This is a genomic window from Micromonospora fiedleri (assembly GCF_016774385.1).
Classification (GTDB): Bacteria; Actinomycetota; Actinomycetes; order Mycobacteriales; family Micromonosporaceae; genus Micromonospora; species Micromonospora gifhornensis.
This window is the reverse complement of record NZ_JAETXL010000007.1, coordinates 211,990-231,925: the sequence shown is the minus strand read 5'-3', so window position 1 is coordinate 231,925 and position 19,936 is coordinate 211,990. Positions and strand designations below refer to the sequence as shown.

General features: G+C 69.0%; 11 protein-coding genes and 2 pseudogenes. 6 read left to right on the top strand and 7 right to left on the bottom strand.

Annotated features, from left to right (window positions below):
- The first annotated feature begins 120 nt into the window (after positions 1–120).
- The 3 genes from JMF97_RS20825 (at position 121) to JMF97_RS20815 (ending at position 12,048) form a co-directional block, all read left to right on the top strand.
- A complete protein-coding gene (locus JMF97_RS20825; protein ID WP_203223055.1) occupies positions 121–591 on the top strand; it encodes a type 1 periplasmic-binding domain-containing protein in 471 nt (156 codons plus the stop codon).
- A gap of 108 nt (positions 592–699) precedes the next feature.
- Positions 700–11,529, top strand: coding sequence for a LamG-like jellyroll fold domain-containing protein (locus JMF97_RS20820; RefSeq protein WP_203223054.1), 10,830 nt, complete (start codon positions 700–702; stop codon positions 11,527–11,529).
- 72 nt (positions 11,530–11,601) lie between these two features.
- Positions 11,602–12,048 (top strand): DUF4265 domain-containing protein, encoded by a 447-nt coding sequence (locus tag JMF97_RS20815; RefSeq protein ID WP_203223053.1) that lies wholly within the window; start codon positions 11,602–11,604, stop codon positions 12,046–12,048.
- 140 nt (positions 12,049–12,188) lie between these two features.
- On the opposite strand, the pseudogene JMF97_RS20810 reads toward JMF97_RS20815, so the two are convergent.
- Both JMF97_RS20810 and JMF97_RS20805 read right to left on the bottom strand, forming a co-directional pair.
- Positions 12,189–12,473, bottom strand: a pseudogene (locus tag JMF97_RS20810) (helix-turn-helix transcriptional regulator); the annotation flags it as partial.
- Positions 12,470–12,592: pseudogene (locus JMF97_RS20805) on the bottom strand (type II toxin-antitoxin system RelE/ParE family toxin); the annotation flags it as partial. The pseudogenes JMF97_RS20810 and JMF97_RS20805, both read right to left, overlap by 4 nt.
- An 82-nt stretch (positions 12,593–12,674) precedes the next feature.
- Here JMF97_RS20805 and JMF97_RS20800 point away from each other — a divergent pair.
- Together JMF97_RS20800 and JMF97_RS20795 are read left to right on the top strand one after the other, a co-directional pair.
- The gene (locus JMF97_RS20800; protein WP_203223051.1) at positions 12,675–13,148 is read left to right on the top strand and encodes a hypothetical protein; all 474 of its coding nucleotides are present in this window, start codon (positions 12,675–12,677) and stop codon (positions 13,146–13,148) included.
- Between the two features lie 35 nt (positions 13,149–13,183).
- Positions 13,184–13,498: a hypothetical protein gene (locus JMF97_RS20795; protein ID WP_238359756.1), complete on the top strand. Its 315-nt coding sequence runs from the start codon at positions 13,184–13,186 to the stop codon at positions 13,496–13,498.
- A gap of 10 nt (positions 13,499–13,508) precedes the next feature.
- Here the strand turns inward: JMF97_RS20795 and JMF97_RS20790 are convergent, their stop codons facing one another.
- Positions 13,509–14,741, bottom strand: coding sequence for an APC family permease (locus tag JMF97_RS20790; RefSeq protein WP_203223049.1), 1,233 nt, complete (start codon positions 14,739–14,741; stop codon positions 13,509–13,511).
- A gap of 9 nt (positions 14,742–14,750) precedes the next feature.
- Positions 14,751–15,518, bottom strand: a complete 768-nt coding sequence (locus JMF97_RS20785; RefSeq protein WP_203223048.1) for a phosphatase PAP2 family protein — start codon at positions 15,516–15,518, stop codon at positions 14,751–14,753.
- 59 nt (positions 15,519–15,577) lie between these two features.
- Here JMF97_RS20785 and JMF97_RS20780 point away from each other — a divergent pair, with 59 nt between their 5' ends.
- On the top strand, positions 15,578–16,843 hold the full coding sequence (locus JMF97_RS20780) for a DUF4032 domain-containing protein (RefSeq protein ID WP_203223047.1): 1,266 nt from the start codon (positions 15,578–15,580) through the stop codon (positions 16,841–16,843).
- A 7-nt stretch (positions 16,844–16,850) separates the two neighbouring features.
- Here JMF97_RS20780 and nagA read toward each other — a convergent pair whose 3' ends face one another.
- The 3 genes from nagA to JMF97_RS20765 are packed head-to-tail and all read right to left on the bottom strand — an operon-like array spanning position 16,851 to position 19,863.
- The gene (nagA, locus tag JMF97_RS20775) at positions 16,851–17,960 is read right to left on the bottom strand and encodes an N-acetylglucosamine-6-phosphate deacetylase (RefSeq protein ID WP_203223046.1); all 1,110 of its coding nucleotides are present in this window, start codon (positions 17,958–17,960) and stop codon (positions 16,851–16,853) included.
- The gene (locus JMF97_RS20770) at positions 17,957–18,883 is read right to left on the bottom strand and encodes an ROK family protein (RefSeq protein ID WP_238359832.1); all 927 of its coding nucleotides are present in this window, start codon (positions 18,881–18,883) and stop codon (positions 17,957–17,959) included. The genes nagA and JMF97_RS20770 overlap by 4 nt, the downstream gene beginning before the upstream one ends.
- 50 nt (positions 18,884–18,933) lie before the next feature.
- On the bottom strand, positions 18,934–19,863 hold the full coding sequence (locus tag JMF97_RS20765; protein ID WP_203223044.1) for an SIS domain-containing protein: 930 nt from the start codon (positions 19,861–19,863) through the stop codon (positions 18,934–18,936).
- Between the last annotated feature and the right edge of the window lie 73 nt (positions 19,864–19,936).

Here is a 19,936-nt window from a genome sequence, read left to right as displayed (position 1 = left end):
GAGTAAGGTGCGGCCGTGCTTGGTGGTGGGGTCGGACGGCGAGCCCGGGTGCGGCAGGTGCCCCGCCGGGGCGGGCCGCCGTGGGGGTTCGTGCCACGTCCGGTGTTGCGGTGGGCGCTGGTGGCCGCCGGTCTCGTGGCGGTGCTGACCGCCGCTTGGCTGCTCTGGCCGGACGACGAACCGCCGCCGCGCCAGCGCGAGTACCGAGCCGAGACCGCCTGCCTGCTCACCGGCGCTCAGGGGGTTACCTCCCCGGAGGCCAGTCCGGTGTGGAGCGGGATGCAGGAGGCATCTCTCGCCACGCAGGTGAAGGTGCAGTATCTCGAAGTGGACGGTCCACAGACCGGGCCGCAGGCGGAGACCTTTCTGGCCGGTCTGGTGCAGAACCGCTGCGATGTGATCTTCGCGGTCGGCGCGGCCCCGGTCGCCGGAGTGACGAAGATCGCTGCCCGCTATCCCCAGGCGCGTTTTGTTGCCTTCGGTGCCATCGAGCCGGGTCGGAATGTGTCGGTTGTGGACGATAGCGACCCGGAAGTGGTGCGGCAGCAAGCACATGACCTGGTTGTGGCGCTGACCCGAACGCCCTCCTGAGCTCTCAGGTTTTTTTCAGAATCTGTTCGTTCGGACAGCTTGCCGCTTGATCGACTCAAACCGCAGACTTCCCGAGGATCATCAATATCAACGGGGGAGGGAGCGGCCATGGGCCGATCCTTCAGCAAGGCTGGTCGCCGATCGGCGCTGGTCGTCGCTGTGGTCTTCGGGCTGACCGTCGCCGTACCGCCTGATGTGGTGCGGCCCGGTGGAGAGTTTCCGCTCACCTGGCTGAGTTGGTTCAGACAGCATCCGGCATGGTCCGCCTCTGCGGCCTTCCTCGGGCTGCCGGTGCAGCAGGCGGGTCGGCCGGTGCAGGTGGATCCGCAGTCGCCCGCGGCGGCGACCGATGCGCGACGCGGCGCCGGGCGAGCACCGAAGCCGGCTGCCGGCACGCTCGACTCGTACCAGCCGCATCAGATCGAGTCCACTCCGGATGAGACCGGGGTCGCCGAGCCCGGGTTCGACGCCCGTACCAGCAAGCGGGACGCGCGTCGGTCCAGCGCCCGCTCCGACGTCTACGTCAACGCGGACGGGTCGTTCACCAAGCGCACCCACAACCGTCCGGTCAACTACCGGGCCGCCGATGGCAGCTGGCAGAAGATCGACTCTGATCTGACCCGCCGCCCCGACGGACGCCTGCACGTCAAGGCGAACCGGCTGAAGCTCTCCGTGGCCGGGGAGCCATCCGCCGGTGCCGACCGCAGCGCCGCCCCCGGCGCCAGGAGCGGGGCCACCGCTCAGGAAACGGAACTGGCCCGGCTCACCCTGCCGACCGGCGAGTCCGTCGCCTACCGGCTGGAGGGCAGCGCCATCGGTGCTCCCGAGGTCACCGGACCCACCGCCTTCTACCGCGACGTCCTGCCGCACACCGACCTGGAGCTGACGACCTTCGACGCCGGGATCAAGGAAACCCTGATCCTGCGGTCACCGGAGGCGGCCTCGACCTGGGTGTTCCCCCTGGATCTGGACGGGCTGACGCCACGCCCGACCGCTGAGGGCTCGGTGGAACTGCTCAACAGCGAAGGCAAGGCTGTCGCCTGGTTCCCGCACGGGTCGATGCAGGACTCCAAGGTCGACCCGCAGTCCGGGGCACCGGCAGAGTCCTCGGCCGTCGGCTTCGAGCTGGTGACCGTCGACGGTCAGCCGGCCCTGAAGGTCGTCGCCGACCCGGCCTGGCTCAACGACCCGGCGCGGGAGTACCCGGTCCGGGTGGACCCGACCACCACCACCGGTACGACCGGCGACGTCTACGTCGACAACGACTCCGGCACGACCAACCACAACGGTGACAACCTGCCGGTCGGCACCTACAACGGCGGCACCGTTAAGGCCCGCTCATTCATCCACTTCGACGAGTTCGACGACGACGGCCTGATGGGCAAGCGGATCACCGCCGCGAAGCTGAAGCTCTTCCACACCTGGTCGTACGACTGCACGTCGCACAAGCCGTTCAACGTCCACCGGGTCAACGAGGCGTGGACGGTGGCGAACCTGACCACGGGAAGCTACCCCGGTCCGGCGATCTCGTCGTCGATCGGCTCGCTGACGATCACCGACAACTACCCGGCCTGCACGAACACCAACGCGGTCCGCAGCACCGGCAAGTGGGTCACCGTGCCGCTCGCCGTCGACACCTTCAACGACTGGTCGACGGGCGGGATGAACGAGGGCCTGGCGCTGACCGCGTCGGTGAGCGACTCGACCGCCTGGAAGCGCTTCACCGCCGCCAACTACTCGGCCGGCGCGTACAAGCCGTTCCTGGAGTTGACCTACTCCAACAACGTCGCGCCTCAGATCAACCTGCGTTACCCGGGCAACAACGCGGTGGTCAACACGCTCACCCCGCAACTGCTGTCGCGGGCGGTCGACTCGGACAACTGGCCCAACAAGGGCTTCACCTACAACTACGTGATCACCGACGCCGCGACCAACGCCGCCGTGGTGAACTCCGGCTGGGTCAGCTCTCCCACCTGGACCGTCCCGGCCGGCAAGCTGGCTTGGAACAAGACCTACCTGTACACCGTCCGGGTGTACGACAAGGTCAGCTACAGCGCGGTCTATCCCGCGTACGCGTTCACCACCTCCGTACCGCAGCCGTTGCTCACCACGAACCTCGCGCAGAACGCCGGTAAGGGCTTCGACCCGAGCGTCGGCAACTACACCACCTCGGCCACCGACGCCAGCATCAGCACCGTCGGGCCTTCGCTGTCGGTGACCCGTAGCTACAACAGCCTGGACACCCGCCGCGACAACGCCTTCGGCGCCGGCTGGTCGAGCCTGGTCGACGTGCGGGCGACCCAGGTCAAGGACGTCGCCGGCAGTGTGCAGTCGGTGCTTGTCACCTATCCCACCGGCCAGGACGTCGCCTTCGGCCGGAACGCCAACGGCACCTTCAGTCCGCCGTCCGGCCGGTTCGCCACCTTCGTCGAGACCAAGGATTCCGGCGGCACGGTCACCGGCTACACCCTGACCGACAAGGACGCCACGGTCTACACCTTCGGCCGGGCGACCGGCACCGGGGTATTCAAGGTCACCCGGATCGCCGACGCCAACGGCCGGGCGATGACCTTCTCGTACGACACGTCCGCGAATCTGACGACAGCGACGTCGGCCTCCGGCCGCTCGTTGCACTTCACCTGGTCCACCCCGGCCGGGTCGACCAAGCCGCACGTCGCCACGGTCTACACCGATCCGGCCGTGCCCGGCGCCCCGAACACGGTCGCCACCTGGACGTACAGCTACGGCACCAACGATCAGCTGACCAAGGTGTGCCCGCCGACCGATCACACCAAGTGCACCACGTACCAGCAGGACACCACCTCGCAGTACGCCAACGCGGTGCTCAACGCCGGCCCGTACTCGTACTGGCGGCTGGACGAGGGCGCCGGGTCGACCACCGCGGTCAGCGAGGTGCTGAGCAACGCGGGCGTCGACAACGCCCGGTACAACAATGTGACCCTCGGTCAGCCGGCCGCGCTGCCCGGCTCGACCGCGACCACGGCGACCTTCAACGGCACCAGCTCGCACGTCCAGTTGCCGGGGAAGCTGGTCGCCGACGGCCAGTACCAGTCGATCAGCATGTGGTTCAAGACGAGCACCCCGAACGGTGTGCTCTTCAGCTACCAGGCCGACGCGATCAGCAAGGGCACCACCGCCGGCAACTACACCCCGTCGCTCTACATCGGCAGTGACGGCAAGCTGCGCGGCGGATTCTGGACCGGCAGCGTCGCGACGATCACCACTGACGTCGCGGTCACCGACGGTGCCTGGCACCACGTGGTGCTGGCCGGTGCCGGTAACGTGCAGCGGCTCTATCTCGACGGCGTGCTCAAGGGCACCCTGAACGGGACGATCGCCCAGATCGCCGGCGGGTCGGCGAACGTGCTGGTCGGCGCGGGCTTCGTCGGCGGCTCGTGGCCGACGCACGTCAACTCCGGTGCCACCCCGGCCAAGGCGACCTACTTCAACGGCTCCATCGCCGAGGTCGCGTTCTTCAACCAGGCCCTGACCGCCACCACCGCAGCTGAACTCAACAGCGTCGGCCGGACCAGCCATCCGGTCCTCAGCAAGGTGGTCCGCCCGTCGGGCGGGGTCACGGCCGAGATCGGCTACGACAAGGTCAGTGGCCGGGTCGCCACGGTCACCGACGAGAACGGCGGGGTGTGGCAGCTGGGCAGCCCGACCGTCTCCGGCAGCAGCGACGTCTACGCGGCCTCGGTGCTCGGCGCCAAGCCGGCGGACTACTGGCGCCTCGGCGAGATCGAGGTGACCGACGCCGTCAACGAGGTGCAGGGCGGTACGGCCACCTACAACCAGGTCACCCTCGGGGTGGCCGGTCCGTTCAGCGACAGCAAGGCCGGATCGTTCAACGGCACCTCCTCGCATCTGGTGCTGCCGCCCGAGGACATGCCCACCACCGGCCCCAACTCCATCGAGTTGTGGTTCAAGATGCCGTCCGGCAACAACAAGGGCGGCGTCCTGTACGGCTACCAGGCCAGCCCGATCAACGACCCGACCGTGACCGGCAACTGGACCCCATCGCTCTATGTCGGCACCGATGGGAAGCTGCGGGGCGGCTTCTGGACCGGCAGTCCCACCCGGGTGATCACCAGCCCGATAGCCGTCAACGACAACAAGTGGCACCACGTGGTGCTCTCCGCCGCCAGCAACACCCAGTCGCTCTACCTGGACGGCATCTCCATCGGCAAGCTCGACCACGCGCTCGTCACCACCGACGCCGTCAACGCCTACGTCGGGGCGGGCAAGTGGGCGGGCAACTGGCCCATGCACGGCACCGGCGACGTCGGCTACTTCCCCGGCTCGATCGCCGAGGTGGCGTTCTACCGTTCGCAGCTCACCCCCGAGCAGGTGGCCACGCACTTCCTGGCCTCGAAGCAGACCGCCCCGGTCGCGGTGACCATGATCTCCGGGGTCGCCACCGCCTTCCCGATGCCGGTCTCCACCATCACCGTGACCGGGCCGACCGGTGAGACCACGTCCTACACCTACGACCTGGTCAACGGCAACCGGTTGGTGGCGCAGACCGACGGGTTGGGCAACACCACGAAGTTCGGCTACGACGTCGGCGGGTACGGAAACCTCACCTACGACCCGCGCGGTGTCTGGACCCAGGAACTCCAGGATGCCCGGGGCAACACCAAACAGGTGATCACCTGCCAGGACCAGTCCGCCGGCAGATGCTCGTCGGTCTATTACACCTATTTCCCGGACGCGACGACCACCACCCTCACCCCGGACGCCCGCAACGACCTGATGTTGACCCTGCGGGACGGCCGGTCGGCGTCGGAGACCGACAACACCTACCTGACCAGCTACGGCTACGACACCAAGGGCAACCAGACCACCATCACCGATCCGCTCGGTCGGGTCACCCGCATGACGTACACCGACGGCACCACGGTCGCGGCCAAGGACGGCGGGTTCGCGCCGCCCGGTCTGCCGGACACGGTGACCACGGCGGGTGGGCAGATCCAGCGCATCATCTACTACGCCAGCGGTGACATCGCCGAGGTCGTCGAGCCGGGCGGCAAGATCACCCGCTACACGTACGACGGGCTCGGACAGCTGCTCACCGAGACCGAGGTGACCGACACCCACCCCACCGGGCTCGTCACCAGCCGTACCTACGACCTGCTCGGGCGGGAGATCACCGAAACCGAGCCGGCCGTGACCAACCGGGTCACCGGCGCGGTGCACACCGCCCACACCAGCACCACCTACGACGTGGACGGCAACATCACCGAGGTCACGGTCAGCGACCTGACCGGCGGCGACGCACCGCGTACGACCAGGCACACCTTCAACGCGTACGGGCAGGAGGTGTCGGTCACCAACGCGGCGAACCAGACCACCCAGTTCGCGTACGACCTGTACGGCCGGATCGTCACCGAGACCGAACCCGACGGCGGGGTCACCACCAGCACCTACGACGTCGAGGGCAACCTGCTCACCTCGACGGTGGTCGGCTTCACCGGCGACCCGAACAACCCGTCCGCGCCCCGCGATCTGGTCACCACCCAGCGGTCCTACGACCCGGCGGGCCGGCTGGCCCGCGAGGTCGACTCGATGAACTGGGAGACCCGCTACACCTACACCGACAACGGTCTTGAAGCGCGGGTGGTACGCGCCGACAACGCGGGCAACGAGTTCCTGATCGAGGAGAACTTCTACGACGCGGCCGGCAACGTGGTGCGGGAGGTGACGAACAACGGTCACACCACCACCACGACCACCTACGACGCGGCCGGCCGAACGATCTCCACGACGGTGGACCCGGACGGGCTGAAGCGAACCACCACCCTGACCTACGACGCCGACGACAACGTGGTCTCCACCGTCTCCTCGGACGCGAACGGCACGCCCACCAGCATCTCCGAGGCGATGTACGACAACGCCGGACGGGCGATCGCCGAAACCGAGTACACCTCCACCGCGCTGACGCCGGTGGCCCGGTGGAAGCTCGGCGAGACCGGGGGCACGAAGGCGGCCGACTCCGTCGGCAACAGTCCCGCTACCGCGCTCGGTGGCGTCACCTGGTCCACCGACCGTGGTGGCTCCGCCGTGCTCGACGGCACCACCGGGTACTTCAAGTCCGGCCCGGTCGTGGACACCACACGGGCGTTCACGGTCAGCGGCTGGGTGAAGCTCACGTCCGAAAGCACCGAGCAGTCGGTGTTCGGCGCGCCAGGTGCGATCGGCAACTCGGCACTCAAGCTCTACTACGCGCCCAACCAGGACCAGTGGTACACGGCCATGTCGTTCCGGAAGGCGGACGGCACGGTCACCTGGATCGGTGCGGGTAGCGGTGTCGGCTCCGCCGTGGCGGGCACCTGGACGCACCTGGCCATGGTCGCGGACCCGGCGGACAAGTCACTCAAGCTCTACTCCGACGGTGTGCTGCGCGCGACCGTGACGACCACCGAGAACTTCAACAACGCGGCCACCGGGTTCACCATCGGCGGGGCCGACGGCTTCGGTTGGCTCACCGGCTCGATGAGCGATGTGCAGGCGTACCAGAAGGCGCTCTCCGCCGCCGAGATCGGGCAGGTCAGGACCGGTGCCGTGCCGGCCGCGGACGCGCAGGTCATCCGGACCTCGCAGACCCTGGACTTCGACGGCCTGCCCACCTCCGTCACCGACCCGAACGGCAACACCACCTACTACGGGTACGACGAGGAAGGCCGGGCGGTGAAGACCACCTCCCCGGCGGCCCTGGTCGAGCAGGCCGGGCAGGTCTCGGCGATGGCCAACGCGGTCAGCTGGGTCGGCTACAACACCTTCGACGAGCCGACCGACACCCGCGACGCCAACGGCAACTGGTCGGTGGTGGAGTACGACGCGGTCGGCCGGGTGGTGGCCGAGCAGGCCCCGGCGTACACCCCGCCGGGCTCCTCGACCCCGATCGTCCCGCGCAGCACCCAGGTGTACGACACGGGCGGGCAGCTCGTCTCCGTCACGGACCCGGCGGGCCGGGTGACCCGTTACGAGTACGACCAACTCGGCCGGGTCTCCAAGACGATCGCGCCGAACGACGGTGCGAGCACCTACACCTATGACGACCTGGGCAACATGCTGTCGTCCACCGACCCGACCGGAGCGGTCACCACCGCGACGTACGACTACCTGGGTCGGACGGTCACCACGACGGAGGTCGTGCGGCAGCAGGGCACGAACCACACCACCCAGTACGCCTACAACGCGCAGGGCTGGCCCTCGGTGGTCACCAGCGCGACCGGCGTGACCAGCAGCACCGAGTACAACGTGCTCGGTGAGCCGACCTCGGTGCTCGACGGCGCCAACAACCGGACCCGCTACGAATACGACGCGGAGGGCCGGACGACCAGGAGCATCCGGCCGGACGGCTCGTACTCCACAGTCGAGTACGACCTGGCCGGGCGGGCGGTCCGCACGACCGAGCGCGCCCCGGGCGGTGCCCTGCTCTCCGAGCAGGTGGCCCGCTACGACCGGGCCGGCAACATGGTGTCCAGCACGGATGCGCGCGGCACCACCACCACCTTCGAGTACGACGCGACGGGCGTGCTGACCAAGCAGATCCAGCCGATCTCCGCATCGGATTCGATCGTCACCACGTTCGGCTACGACCTGGAAGGCAACCGCACCCGGTTCACCGACGGGCGGGGCAACGCCTTCTACACGACGTACAACTCGTGGGGGCTGCCCGAGTCGCAGATCGAACCGGCCACCAGCGCCCACCCGAACCCGGCCGACCGCACCTTCACCATCGAGTACGACGACAGCGGTCTGCCGGTGCGGCAGATCCTGCCCGGCGGGGTCACGGTGACCAACTCGTACGACGAGTCGGGTCAGCTGATCCGGCAGGCAGGTGCCGGTGCCGAGGTGCAGACCGAGGAGCGGGAGTTCGGCTACGACCTGGCCGGTCGAATGACCTCGCTGTCCGGTCCCGGTGGCACCAACACGATCAGCTACGACGACCGTGATCTGCCGGTGTCGGTGACCGGCCCCTCCGGAAACTCGGCGTTCGGTTACGACGCCGACGGGCGCCTCGCCTCCCGGCAGGACGCGGCCGGCACCACCTCCTATGGGTACGACGTCGCGGGACGGCTGTCGACGCTGGCCAACCCGACGGCCGGCGTGCAGATGGCGTACACCTACAACACGCTGTCCCAGGTCACGAAGATCACGTACGGCTCGAACGGCAACACCCGCAACTTCACCTTCGACCCGCTGCGCCGGCTCAACAGCGACGAACTCAAGTCGCCGTCCGGGGCCTCGCTGGCGAAGATCTCGTACGACTGGGACCTCAACGGCAACATCATCGCCAAGACCACGACCGGCTTCGCCGGTTCGGCGGCGAACACCTACACCTACGACCTCGCTGACCGGCTGACCTCGTGGAACAACGGCAGCACGATCACCGCGTACGCGTACGACAAGTCCGGTAACCGGGTGCAGAACGGCAGCAAGCTGTTCAACTACGACCAGCGCAACCGGCTGATCAACGCCGACGGCGTCGGGTACACCTACACCGCACGCGGCACCCTGGCCCAGGCCGGCGCCAACATCACCCGTACCGATGCGTTCGGGCAGGTGATCGAGCAGCAGTCCACCAACGGCACACAGACCTACACGTACGACGGTCTCGGTCGGGCGATGCGGCCCGGGCACTCGTACACCGGGCTCGGCAACGACCTGGCCGCCGACGCCTCCGCGAGTTACGTGCGTGGGCCGTCCGGTGAGGTGGTCGGTGCCGCCTCCGGCGGTGACAAGCGGTTGGTCTGGACCGACCTGCACAGCGATGTGGTCGGCCAGTTCAGCCCGACCGGTACGGCACTGACCGGCTCGGTCACCTACGACCCGCTCGGCAAGGTGCTGAACACGGTCGGTCTGCTGGGGCAGCTCGGCTACCAGTCGGAGTGGACCGACGCGCTGACCAACCGGGTGAACATGCACGCCCGCTGGTACAACACCGACACCGGGCAGTTCGACACCCGGGACACGGCCAACAACAGCCCCGTCCCGGACTCGATCAACGCCAACCGCTACCAGTACGGTGACGCGAACCCGCTGATCGTCACCGACCCCACCGGGCACTGGGGCTGGGGCAGCGTCAAGAAGTCCTTCTCCCGGGCGGTCAGCTCGGTCTCCTCGACGGTCCGCTCGGCGTACTCGTACACCTCGTCGTACGCCTCCAGCGCCTACTCGTACGCCTCGTCCTACGCCTCCTCGGCGTACCGGTCGGCCAAGTCGACGGTGACCAAGACCGTGACGAAGGCCAAGACCACCGTCAAGAAGAAGTACCAACAGGCGAAACGCAAATACACCCAGGTCAAACAGCAGGTCAAAAAGAAGTACAACCAGGTCAAACGCACCGTCAAGAAGAAGTACGAGGCGGCCAAGAAACACGTCACCAAGAAGGTCGCCCAGGTCAAGAAGAAGGCCAAGCAAGCGGTCGCCAAGGCGAAACAGGCCGGCAAGAAGGTCGCGGCCAAGGCACAGCGAACCGTCAAGAAGGCCGTCAGCCAGGTACGCGACGCCACGAACGCGGCCAAAAAATGGGTCAAGGACCACAAGGACGTCCTGTTGGAGGTCGCCGCGATCAGCGGCGCGATCCTCGCCGGCATCGCCTGCACCGCGGTGACCGCCGGCGCCGGCGCGGTCGCCTGCATGGTCGGTGCCGGGGCGTTGATCAACCTGGCGAAGGACGCGGCGCAGGGCGACATCCACAGCATCGGTGACGCGCTGGGTTCGCTGGGCACCGGCGCGGTCACCGGTCTGGTCGGTGGTGCCGGTGGTGCGATCGCGGCCAGGGTCGGTGCGGCGGTGGCGAAGAAGGCCGGTACGGGTCTGTTGGGTCGGTTGGCGACCGAGTCGGCCGAGGCTGGTGCCGAGGACGCGATGTCGCAGCTGGCGATGACGGGCAGCTACAACCCGCGTACGGCGGCGGAGAACATGGTGCCGGGCCTGGGTGCGTTGAACCGTAAGAGCGGTGGTGGCGCGCGTAGCGGTGGTGCGGTCGCCGGTGGCTCCGGTGGTGGTAACGGGTTCGGTATCTCGGTCGGTGGGGCTGGTGCGTCGTGTTCGACGTCGGGTCGTCGGCACAGTTTCGATCCGAAGACGCCGGTGTTGATGGCTGATGGCAGTAGTCGGCCGATCGAGGATGTCAACGTCGGTGACAAGGTCATGGCCACTGATCCGGTGGCGGGTGTGTCGGTGCCGAAGCAGGTCACCCAGTTGCACCGCAACCTCGACGAGGACCTGACCGACCTGACGGTGAAGGACCAGGACGGCAAGGTGACGAAGGTCGAGACGACCTGGCATCACCCGTTCTGGAACGCCTCGGAGCGGAAGTGGACCGACGCGAAGGACCTGAAGCCGGGTACGAAGCTGCTGGTCAAGGGCCAGGGCGCGGTCACGGTCGTGGCGGTGCTCAACCGGCTCGGCCTCGAAGAGATGCGCGACCTCACCGTCGCCGACATCCACACGTACTACATCGTCATCGACGACCAACCCGTCCTCGTCCACAACATCAATAAGCCGCGGTCGGATATATGTGGGCCCCGAGGTGAGCCTATCTATGACATCCCAGGAGGATCGAGTGGTGGCCTAGGGGCTCGTGAGGAAATTCCGAAACCAATGCTTAAGGCTTACAACATCGGCGTCCAGGCTGATGCCACTAAGCCGACTCCCTTGTGTTCCTACTGCAGGCAAAACCCGGCGCAGGCTGTCGATCATGTCGAGCCGAGAATTCATGGCGGCGATCTGACTGATCAAAATACGACACCGATTTGCACGAAGTGCAATAGCTCAAAGCGTGATGGGATGGTGCCGTATAATCCTCCAGCGGGATTCACGGGCACGTGGCCACCGGCACACTGGCCGGCTAGGATGACTCAGGAGTGGTTCCTGCTACATGCAGGCCGGGGCAAGAAATGAGGGTGTGTGACAGACGCGATATATGTGAATCATGTCGACCCATTCGGCCGAGATGCTCCGTATCACATTGCCATGGTCGATCTGACTTACTCCGGTCTTCCTGGTCAACTCGAACAGGTCTGGCTGAACCCCTTGGGTGACCATTTTCGGGTCGCGTGTATACCGTTCTGCGCCTACGGTCTGGCATACCTGGATGAGGTTGTCCTCGATCCGGATGGTGTCTTTGTCCGTGAAGTTGTAGGCCTGTCCGGCAACCGCGTCCTTCGCGCACTAGTACACGAGCGGCGCGAAGGTTGTGACGTCAATCCGGATAGTGTTTGCGAATCTCTCACGGCAATTGCTTCCAATCTGGGGATAGGCATGGAAATGCATGGCGATCGTTTCCTTGCTTTTGACGTGCCGCGTGGCGCGGATGTTCGAAGTCTTGTTGATGCGATGGCCTCCTGGGCAAGCCGAAAGGCTCTCCATTACGAGTGGAGTGATGTTCGGAGTTTCGCCTATTCGCGCAGCTCCGGTTGACGGATATGCTGGTTCATCTGCCTGTCTGAGTTCTGCGCTCGGTGACATTGGGTGTTTGCGAAGAACCAGGACGGGAAGGTGACGAAGGTCGAGACGACCTGGCATCGGTCCGGCGAAGATTGGGCTATCTCGGTGAGCAGGAATGCCGGCCGATGAGGGCGGGCGTGTGCTCGTGCGACGTAGCGGGCGACGACGTCTTGGCCGGAGAACTCGCCTTGTTCGATCTGGAAGACTCGGCCTCTGGTGACGCCCATGCGGTCGGCGGTCTGCTGTTGGGTTAGGCCGCGGGCGCGGCGTACCTCGGCGAGGTGGTGTCCGACCACGGTGGCGAGTAGTTCCCGCTTGCCGTCTTCGACGGACTGCTCGCCGCCGGCGCGCTCGACGTGTGCGGCGCGGATGTCGCTCCAGCGTGCGTAGCTGCTCATGGCTGTCGGCTCTCCTCCTTGGCGCGTTCCTTCAGGTAGATCTCGTAGCGTTGCTCGGCCAGGGGGATCGCTTCGGTGTACCACTGCTGCCAGCGTCCGGCCTTGTCTCCGGCGATGAGCGGCGCAGAGAGTTCACGGGCTGCCACGTCACGGCTGATGTCGGGAGCACGGTGGCTGGACTTCCAAGGTAGTGTGGAGGTCGTGTCGGCGGTATACGAAGAGCTTCCGTTCAGCGAGTTCCTGCATCGCCCTGCTGCCGCAGCCGAGCGACTGGGTCAGGTGCGTGCCCTGCGGCTGCGTCGTCGTGGTGCGGACGACCTGGCCCTGACGTCCGCCGACCAGATGGAGCGCGACGCGGTGGTCATCGACTTCACTGCGCGGCTGCTGGCGGGTCTCGTCCGGTCAGAGTCGACCGACGTCGTGCGTCGGGTGCTCGGTGAGGCCCTGCCGTGGGTCGCCTTCCTTCCCCCGGAGGACGTGACGGAACTGCTGAGCGAACTGGTCACGGTCGCCCAGGGGGCGGCCTCGTTGGAGAACCTGTCGCCGGTCGCTGTTCTGTTGGCGCAGTGGCGACACACCGCCGAGATCTATGCCGACCCGGTGCTGTTGGAGCGGGTGACCCGCGAACCGGCTGGTGACCTTGGGCCGGTGCCGGCACCGGGTTCGGAGCGGTGAGTCCCAAACGAGGCGATCGCGCTGCCCCTCCTGCCTTGCCCGGCGAGTTCGACCTGCGTTTCGCCGATTCGGCGGCAGCCGACGGTTGGGAACACCTCGCCCGGCAGGCACCCGGCAATCTGCGACGTGCCTTCGATGCTTTGCGGAAGGCCCCACGTTCGCGCACCTCGCCTGAGCGTCAGCACCGCCTGAAGGGGTCGCTGGCGTCCGGCAGCTGGAAGGGCCAGGAACTGGAGCGCTGGCAGTACGAGGTGACCGGCGGAGGTCGGATCTGGTACCTCGTCGACGACGAGCGCCGCACGGTCTGGCTCACGTATGTCGGCACCGGTCATCCGCGTGAGACGGAGTGACCGGCTCGGGTCAGCCCCGGGCGGGGCGTAGGGCGTACCAGGCGGCGCCGAGGGTGAGGACGCCGAAGCCGGCCAGCACGCTACCCAACGGCAGGTTGACCGCGAGCAGGATGCAGCCGACCAGACCGGCCCCGGCGAGCGCCTGCACCGGCAGGTGCCGGTCGCGGTCCCGGCCCAGGGTGAGTGCCGCCGCGTTGGTGATCGCGTAGTAGACCAGCACGGTGACGCTGGAGAAGCCGATCGCGCCGCGCACGTCGGCCAGCATGACCACCAGGATCACCACGGCTGCCACGGCCAACTCGGCGCGGTGCGGCACCCGGTGTACGGGGTGCACGGCTGCCAGGGCGGCGGGCAGGTCACGGCGGCGGGCCATGGCCAGGGTGGTGCGGCCGACCCCGGCCACCAGGGAGAGCAGGACCCCGGCCACCGCGACGGTGGCTCCGGCGCGGACCACCCAGGCCAGGCCGGGCAGCCCGGCGGCGGTCACCACGTCGGCAAGTGGTGCGGCCGAGGCGGCGAGCCGCTCCGGGCCGAGCACGCCGAGGGTGATCACGGCCAGCGCCAGGTAGATGACCAGCACCAGGCCGAGGGCGAGCGGCACCGCGCGGGGGATGGTGCGTTCGGGTTCGCGTACCTCCTCGCCGAGGGTGGCGATGCGGGCGTACCCGGCGAAGGCGAAGAAGAGCAGGCCGGCGGCGGTGAGGATGCCCCGGGCGGAGCCGCCGGGCGCGTCGATCCGGGCGATCGAGACGCCGGTCGCGCCGGCCACCGCGACCAGGGCCAGCACCGCCAGCACGACCAGCACCAGGATGCGGGTGGCGGTGGCGGTCTTGGCGATGCCGCGCAGGTTCACGGCGGTCACCGCGACGACGGCGGCGACGGCGACGAGCCGGGCCTGCCCGGGCCAGAGGTACGCCCCGATGGTCAGCGCCATCGCCGCGCAGCTGGCCGTCTTGCCGACCACGAACCCCCAGCCGGCGATGAAACCGGCGAACGGGCCGAGCCGTTCCCGGCCGTACACGTAGGTGCCGCCGGATTCGGGGTAGCGGGCCGCGAGCCGCGCCGAGCTGGTCGCGTTGCAGTAGGCGATGAAGCCGGCCAGCACCAACGCGGCCAGCAGGCCGACCCCACCGGCCGCCGCTGCGGCCGGGGCGAAGACCACGAAGATGCCCGCACCCAGCATCGACCCCAGACCGATGACCACGGCATCGGGTACGCCCAACCGGCGCGCCAGCTGATTCACGGCGGCAGCCTAGACAGGCTTGGTGAACGGCCGGTCCCAACTTCGTGACCGGGCCGGCAGCGGCAGTTCGTCCCAGGGCACCCGGTGCAGGATCCGGTCCAGCAGCAGCCCCAGCAGCAGCCCGGCCACCGAGTCGCTCAGCCAGTGCCAGCCCAGGTAGGTGGTGGTGCACAGCACCACGGCCGGGGGGACGACCCGGATCGCCGGCACCACCCGGCGCGGCAGCCTCCGGCCGAGGGTCGCCAGCAGGGGTGCGAGCAGCAGCGCGATGACGCCGTACCAGACGATGGCGTTGGCCACGTGCCCGGACGGGTACGACTGGGCGAAGCGGACCGGCAGGTCCTCCTGGAACAGCGGGAGAGTCTGCTCGGCGGGTAGGAACGGTTCCTTGATGCTGGCGCTCGGTGCCGGACGGGCGGTCCACACCTTCAGCGGGCCGATGGTGAACAGGGTGAGTACGAAGGCGGTGACCGGGACGAGCAGCGGGCGTACCGAGCGCAGCCGGATCGCCAACAGCACCGACAGGCCGGTGGCGATCAGGGTCAGCGGGGTGCCCTGACCGAGGTAGTTGAGGATGATCGCAACCCACCGGGCGGCGGTGGGTCGGTGCGCGTCGGCCCAGTCGGCGACCGACCGGTCGATGCCGAAGAACCAGCCGGCGGCGAGTGCCACGGTCAGCCCGACGAGGGCGGCCAGCAGCAGCGCGTCGAACCACCAGCCGGCCGGTCGGACCGGTGCCAGGCGTACGCGGCGGCGTACCGTCGTGGTTTCTCGCACCCGATCACGCTACCGGCCGCGCGCGGCGGCCGGGTTCGGGCGGTGATCACGGTGACTGTGTGTCCAGCCACGCGGGGAGGCGTTCCGGCGGCGAAAGCGTCAGACTTGACGCCGTGCGGATCACTTCGGCCCTCGTGGACCCGGCGTTGCTCGACCTGCCCTGGTCGACACCGCTGGAGCAGTGGCCGGCCGAACATCTGGTCGCCCTGCCGCAGGGCATCTCCCGGCATGTGGTGCGCTTCGTCCGCCTCGGCGGGTACGTCTACGCGGTCAAGGAGACCGGGGAGCGGGTCGCCGAGCGGGAGTACGACCTGCTGCGCGCCCTGGAGCGGATCGACTTCCCGTCGGTGCAGGCGGTGGCGATCGTCGCCGACCGGGAGTCCGACTCCGGTGAGCCGCTCGACCCGGTGCTGATCACCCGGCATCTCCAGTTCTCCCTGCCCTACCGGGCGTTGTTCTCGCACACGCTGCGACCGGAGACCATGGGTCGGCTGCTGGACGCGCTGGCCGCGCTGCTGGTCCGGATGCACCTGACCGGCTTCTTCTGGGGCGACTGCTCACTGTCGAACACGCTGTTCCGACGCGACGCGGGCGCCTTCGCCGCCTACCTCGTCGACGCCGAGACCGGGGCGCTGCGCAACGGCCTCTCCAACGGTCAACGTGGCGAGGACCTGGAGATCGCCCGGGTCAACATCTTCGGTGAGGCGCTCGACCTGCAGGCCGCCGGTCTGCTGCACGAGTCGATCGACCCGGAGGTGGTCTGCGAGGAGGTCGTGCAGCGCTACGAACGGCTGTGGCACGAGATCACCTACGAGCAGCAGGTCGAGCGGGAGGCCCGGCACGACATCGAGGGCCGCATCCGCCGGCTCAACGAGATGGGCTTCGACGTGGCCGAGGTGGCCATGTCGACGATCGGCAACGGGCGTTACCTGATCCGGCCGAAGGTGGTCGACGCCGGCTACCACCATCGGCGACTGCTCCGGCTGACCGGTCTGGACGCCGAGGAGAACCAGGCCCGCAAGCTGCTCAACGACCTCGACGCGTACCGGGCGGAGAGCGACCTGACCGACGAGCAGCAGGCCGCCCACCGCTGGCTGACCGAGGTGTTCGAGCCGGTGGTCCGGGCCGTCCCCGCACACCTGCGCCGCAAGCTGGAGCCGCAGGAGTTGTTCGCCCAGATCATCGAGCACAAGTGGCTGCTCTCCGAGCGGGCCGGCCGGGACGTCGGGATGCGTCACGCCGTGCAGTCGTTCCTCACCGAGGAGTTGGTGCACCGCCCCGACGAGCAGGCGGTGCTCGGCGTGGAGATCCCCGCACCCCGCTGATGCGGGGTCACTGGACCCAGGTGCCGCCGCGCATCACCCGGACGACGTTCAGGTCGTTGTCGAGCACCACCAGGTCGGCGCGCAGACCGGGCTGGAGGGCGCCGACCTGGTCGCCGAGGCCGATGGCGAGCGCCGGGGTGGTGGAGACCATGCGTACCGCGTCGGGCACCGGGATGCCGGCGGCCACCGCGTGCCGCAGGGCCGCGTCCATGGTGAGGGTGCTGCCGGCGATCGCACCGTCGCCGGCCAGTCGGGCCACCCCGTCGGCGACGGTCACGGCCTGGCCGCCGAGTTCGTACTCGCCGTCGGGCATGCCGGCGGCGGCCATCGCGTCGGTGATCAGCGCGCAGCGTTCCGGCCCGGCGGTGGAGGTGGCGAAGGTGAGCGTGCCGTCGTGCAGGTGCACTCCGTCGGCGACCAGTTCGCAGATGACGTTCGGAGTGCTCAACAGCGCCACGACCGGCCCCGGCTCGCGGTGGTGCACCGGACGCATGCCGTTGAACACGTGTGTGCCGACGCTCGCGCCCGCCGCGATGGCGGCACGGGTCTGCTCGTACGTGGCGTCGGTGTGACCGACCGCGGCGACCACGCCGTGTCCGGTGAGCAGTTCGATGGCGGCCAGCGCCCCGGCCCGCTCCGGCGCGATGGTGACCATCCGCACCGCCCCGTCACCCAGCTTGATCAACTCGGTCAGCTCGTCGGTGGACGGGTCGCGGAGGAACTGCGGGTTCTGCGCGCCGCAGCGGGCGGCGGACAGGTACGGCCCCTCGAAGTGGATGCCGGCCAGCACCCCCTCGTTGACCAGCGGCGCGAAGGCCGTGGTGGCCGAGCGCATCAGCTCGAAGGGTGCGCTGACCAGGCTGGCCAGCAGGCTGGTCGTGCCGTGGCCCAGGTGGAACGCGGCGGCGGCGCGGGCGGAGTCGGCGTCGCCGGTGGTGAAGGTGTGCCCGCCGCCGCCGTGGGTGTGGATGTCCACGAAGCCCGGTACGACCCAGTGCCCGTCGCGTACCGACGGGTACTCGGCGACGGCGGTGATCCGGTCGCCTCTGACCTCGACGCAGCCCTGCCGGACGACCCCGGTCGGGGTCACCACCTTGCCGTTCACCCGTACGGTCATGAGTCCTCCAACTGGTCGAGGGCGAGCAGGGCGGCACCGAGGCAACCGGCCTCGTCGCCGAGGGCGGCCGGGACGAGTCGTGGCTCCCGGTGGAAGGTCAGGCGTTCGCGCAGGGCGGTGCGCAGCGGGTCGAACAACCCGGGGCCGGCCTGGGCGAGGCCGCCGCCCAGCACGATCGTCTGTACGTCGTACAACGCCTGCGCGGTCGCGAGGCCGTCGGCCAGCGCCTCGACGGCCTCCCGCCAGACCCGGGTGGCCAGTTCCTCGCCGGCCGCCGCCCGGCCGGCGACCTCGGCGGCGGTGACCACTGTCGGTCCGGCGGCCCCGCCGTCCGGTGTGGTGTCGGCGTTGCCGGTCGTGCCGGTGGCGAGTGCGGTGTAGCGGCGGGCCACGGCCGAGGCGGAGGCGATCGCCTCCAGGCAGCCGGAGCGTCCGCAGCCACAGCGCGGACCGCCCGGGCGGACCAGGATGTGGCCGAGTTCTCCGGCGGCGCCGTGTGCGCCGGTGGCCGCCGCTGCGGCGACCACGTGCGCGGCGGCGATGCCGGTACCGATCGCCACGAACAGCACGTGCCCGCAGTCGCGGCCGGCACCGAGACGCGCCTCGGCGAGGCCGCCGGCACGGACGTCGTGGCCGAGCGCCGTGGGCAGGCCGAGCCGGTCGGCCGCCAGGTCCCGCAGCGGTACGTCCCGGAAGCCGATGTTCGCCGACCAGACGGCGACGCCCCGGGTCTGGTCCACGATGCCCGGCACCACGATGCCGAGCGCGGTCGGGGTGAGCCCGGCCGTGCGCGCCGTGTCGATCAGCCCGTCGGCGACCGTGAGGATCGTGTCGACCACGGCCTCGGCCCCACGGTCGGCACCGGTGGGGTGCCGTTCGGTGTGCACCACGGCACCGTCCGGACGGATCAGCGCGCACTTCATCCCGGTGCCGCCCACGTCCAGCGCGACGACGACCCTGCCGTCGCGCTCGCTCACGCGAGCACCACGGACCGGCTCAGGTGCCGGGGCGCGTCGGGGTCGAGCCCGCGACTTGTCGCCAGTGCGACGGCGAAGCGTTGCGCCAGGATCAGGTCGGCCATCGGGTCGACCGGGTTGCGTCCGGCGGCCCAACGACCCAGCACGGTACGGACCCCGTGGGTGCGGCTGTGCACGAAGGCCGCGCCGGTGGCGGCGACGTCCTCGGGCAGCCCGTCGGGCAACTCGCCGAAGGCCCAGACCAGCCGTCCGGGAGCGGCCACCGAGATGGGGCCGTGCCGGTAGTCCATCGCCGGGTACGCCTCGGCCCAGAAGGTGGCCGCCTCCCGGCACTTCAGTGCCGCCTCCAGGGCCAGCCCGATCGTCCAACCGCGGCCCAGGAAGGTGACCTGCTCGATCAGGCTCGGGTCGATCGGCAGCGGGGCGCGGACGGCGACCTCCGCGTCGGCGACCAGCGCGTCGATGTTGTCGCCGAGCTGTGCACGCAGCAGCGCCAGCGCGGTGGTGGCGAAGCGGGTCTGCACCACCGACCGTTCGTCGGCGAACGGCAGGGGCACCGCGGCGTCGGCGAGGCTCACTGCCGGGGAGGCGGGGTCACCGACCAGCACCGTGGTCGGGATTCGCCCGCGCAGCGCGGCGAGCAGGTCGAGCACCTCGGTGGTGGTGCCGGAGCGGGTGATCGCCAGCAGCCGGTCGTAGCGGCGGCCGGTCGGGAACTCGCTGGCCTGGAAGGCGTCCGTCTCGCCGTGACCGGTGGCCTCGCGGCGGGCCGCGTACGCCTTCGCCATGAACCACGACGTGCCGCAGCCGACGACGGCGACCCGTTCACCGTCGCGCGGCAGCCGGTCGAGGACTGTCGGAGCGAGGTCGGCTGCCTGGCGCCAGCAGTCCGGCTGGCTTGCGATCTCCGCGTGGACGTACGCCATGAGAACTCCTCGCAGCGGCTGCGCAATATGGCTCGTTTGACCCGTCTTTCGCGCGTTATTCTGCGCGAAACTC